Here is a 3,750-nt window from a genome sequence, read left to right on the forward strand (position 1 = left end):
CCCGGTAGAAATCACTCGCTGCGGCACAGGAAAACCCCTCGCCGGTTGCCATAACCTCAGCTGAACTGACTTTTGAGTCGGCTTGTGCGTCGCAAAAGACGGATGCACTGCTGTCGTCTTTCCTTACGTGCGGATTTGGGACAATGCAAGAACCGTTAATCCATCAAGGCAGTGTCGCTTGGGCAGAAAAAGATGGGGACTCGCAGGAGCTCATCCCTGCGCTGTCTGAATGATTACGCCAAATTCATCGCGCGACACGGTTGGACAAGTTTCTGAAACGTCCGATGCCAGGCCTCGGCCTGCGTTCCAATGTTGAATTGGCGGACAAAATTTCGCCCGTTTTCGCCAAGCTGCCGGCCCGCCTTGCGGTTGAAGTACAAACGCCGCACCGCCTCTATCGTTTGGCCAACGTCAGCCACCATCCGCCAAATGCAGGTCTTTGGTTCTGGTTGCAATATCCCGCCAACCGGCAGTCCCGCCTGGGCGCGACCCAGGAATTCAGCGTGCGAGGAATAGTTCGTGTAAATCACTGGTATTGCTGCGCACATCGCCTCCCAGGCCGGCAGCCCGAATCCTTCGCCCCCGCTCAGAAACAGCAGGCAGTCCCATATCCGGTAAAGCATCGGCATGTCTTCGGGCGCCAGGGCTGATTTGTGTCCATGCTCGGGTGTGTAATAAAGGTCACGGTCACGCCTCAGCCCAAACTGCTCTTCGATAGCGCGCAAAGGCCATGCCTCCTCGGGTTCCTCGGGCATGTGGCACCACAGGAAAAGGTCCAAAAAAGGGCTGGCCTGCTCCACTTGACTCGAGCCACAATGGCCACAGTTGTCGTGGCCGTAGTCCGGGCGCGACTCCGTAACGAGCGACATCAAACCGCCCGGGTTCACCGGGGCTTGCCGCGTCGGGTCCCATTCAAAGGGACTCACCCGCCCGCACGTCCGGCAGACAAGGTATTCGCCGGTGCGCAGATAATGCAGGACTTTGTACAAAAGCCAGACTTGCTTGCGCCATTGATTACGCCCTATCCAGCCCAGCACAAAAGCGTCCGGCGGCATCCAGGACGGGAACAGGTCCTGCCGCATCTCGGCCCGCGTGGCCTCCGGCACCGGCGCAAACCGTTCCAGGTCGGCGGGGCTGTAACGGTAGCCGAGCTTTTCGCGCTCCACCATCGGCATGCATCGTGCCAGCACCTCCATCGAAAACTCGCTCTTCGTGAAAATGAGGTCCGCACGATTCAGAATATCGCCATATCCAGGCACCATTGGTAATCCGTCGAAATTAATGTAGAGAATCAACTTGTAGCGGCGGTCCTTGGGCGGCAGGCTCAAATACAGGACAGTCTGAGGATCGCCGAATGCAAAAACAATGTCGGGTTGAACCTTTGGAAGCAGGCGGAAGAAAGTTTTCGCTCCATGCTTGTCCTCGGCGCTGAATTCCAGTTTCCCCTGGCGGTTCTTGATCGTCATGGTCGGATAAACCGGCCATTGGGGCGTGGTCACGGCGTAGCATTGGAATAAACCGAGTTGGTGCAGTTCGTAGCACCCCGTGTATTTTGCCAGCAGACCGCCGAAAATGAGCCGAGTGGCCTCCGCCATGCCCGTCGGCAAAACCGGGCTGTCAGTAACAATCAGGATTTTTGTCCGATCTGGCATGGGCTCATCATCGATTGGCCATTTCCATCCTGCGGACCTCCGTTTCAAGCCGAGTCGCGCTCTCAGTCTCCTGAGCCCCAACACAAAGAGCCAGCACCTTCTGCGCCGCATCCGCAGCCTCCTTGAACCGGTGGTTCTCAGCGCATACCAGCGCCAATTCGCGAAGTGGCCTTTGCTTGTGATAATGGCTCAATTGGCAGGCCAGGCGCGCCTCTCGAAGGGCCTTGGCAGGGTCGTGGAAGACCGGGTCCTTCGTATGAAAGAAAAGGTCCGCTAGTCGTGCATGAATATCGGCATCAGAAGGCTTCAAGCGCAGCGCGCGCGAGTAATGCTCGAAAGCCTCGCGGCTTTTTCCCTGGCGAAACAATACATCGCCAAGGCAGCTTTCGCTCACAAGCTGGTCGGGCATAATCTTAAGAGATTCTCGCAATAACCTCTCGCCCTCGGGGAGATTGCCAGTGTCAACGAAAGCCAGCGCAAGCTGGCAATATGCAATGAAATTGCCCTTCGTGACGCGAACGGCATGTTGGAATAATCGCAGGCTGGTTTCCCAGTTTTGAACCATGATAAGCGTGGACACTGCGCAGGCCATCAGCACACCGGCAGCCCCAACCCGAAGCATTAGCCTGGCTGCCGCCCTCTGCGGGGCCAATTCTGAGACCTGCCACACGACCAGTAGGAACACCCCAACGAGCGGCACGTAACTGTAGCGGTCGGCTAATGATTGCGAGCCAACCTGGACCAGGCCGATGGTCGGCAGGATTGTAACCAGATACCATAACCACCCGACCAGCAAGTATCGCCGCTTTCGGGCCTGCGTGAGAACCCAGAGTGAGATAGAGGCTAGCACGAAACCGGAAAGAGCGACCCACCACCAAGGCCAATCCCTAAGCGGATAAATGGGCGCCAGGTCCACTGGCCAAATCATTTTCCGAAGGTAAAGCGCGCAGGCAACCACGCTGTTGTGGAGGCGGGGAGTAAGAGGAAAATCCTGAAGTGACCTGGTGGCCCCCAGGTCTTCCTGGGCCAGCACCGTCACCCAACAGGCAGCGGCAGAGAGCAGAAACAGCGGCGCTTTCTCGAGGACGGGGATACCCAACAGTAATTGCCGAATTCGCGGGAGCGAGGGCGCATGGCCGCCAATACGGTTTGGCCCAGCCGCCCCGCTCGATGCGGCCGGGCTTTGATGCGCCGCTGAAAGGCTTTCCGGGGCCGGCTTATGGCAGCAGCCCATACCTTGATCGATCAGGGTGTTGTGGCCTGAAGGCCCGGTTCCGAGCCTATCCGGAACGCCGGCTTCAGCCGGCCTAACCGTGACTTCAGCCAGCCGCCCGGAACTAAATCCATCCTGCGGCCCCGAGTTCCCAGACCCCAGGGCGGCCGTTTCACCGCTGAAAGCGCCAGAGGGGGTTGAGTCATAAAGGCACCGCTCGAAACGAAGCCGGTTCAGCGGCCAATAGTCCAACAAAAACAGCGTAATCGGCAGGCTCACTGCGATTGGCTTGGAGAGCAGCGCAGCGGCATACAGCGCGAGCACGAGCATGTAATTCCAGCGCCCGCCAACCCGCGTGTAACGCACGTAGGCCTGGGTCGTGAGCAGCCAGAAAAAGACGCACACGAGGGTCTTCCTTTCCGAAATCCAAGCGACCGTTTCTATGTGCAGGGGATGGAGGGCGAATAGCGCGGCGACAATAGCGCTCCGCCAGGGCTTGTTGGTCAGCGTGTCCAGCAGGGTGAACAGCAACACTGAGTTGGCGATATGCAACCAGAGGCTCGTCAAATGCTGGGGGCCGGCTCGCAGGCCAAACAACTGGCAGTCCAACTGGTGTGTCAACCAGGTCAGCGGCTGGTATGAAGTGGCATCACCATTAAGGGTCGTAAACGCCCATACCAGGTTCTTGAAGCTCAGACCCGAATAGACGTGCGGGTTAAGCGAGACAAACACCGGGTCATCGTAGTTGATGAACCCGTGCGACGACACGCGCCAATAGACCAGCGCCGTCAATCCGGCGAGCACCCAACGCATTCGGCTCCTCAGAACGTCTTGGTCTTGGCTTCCTTCGAGAACGGCCGCATGCGGCGTCATCGCGACGATGCC

The 3,750-nt window shown here is 58.4% G+C and carries 2 protein-coding genes; both read right to left on the minus strand.

The window, feature by feature from the left end; genetic code table 11:
- Window positions 1–233 precede the first annotated feature (233 nt).
- Complete coding sequence (locus VG146_13080; protein HEV2393281.1) at window positions 234–1,652, minus strand: glycosyltransferase; 1,419 nt, start codon at window positions 1,650–1,652, stop codon at window positions 234–236.
- A gap of 7 nt (window positions 1,653–1,659) precedes the next feature.
- Window positions 1,660–3,750: tetratricopeptide repeat protein (locus tag VG146_13085; GenBank protein ID HEV2393282.1), on the minus strand; the 2,091-nt coding region annotated here is incomplete at its 5' end.

It is taken from the genome of Verrucomicrobiia bacterium (assembly GCA_035946615.1).
Lineage (GTDB): Bacteria > Verrucomicrobiota > Verrucomicrobiia > Limisphaerales > UBA8199 > DASYZB01.

Bases quoted from the DNA above. Each gene is read 5' to 3' on its own strand.
- VG146_13080 (HEV2393281.1), bottom strand. From the start codon at position 1,652: ATGCCAGATCGGACAAAAATCCTGATTGTTACTGACAGCCCGGTTTTG.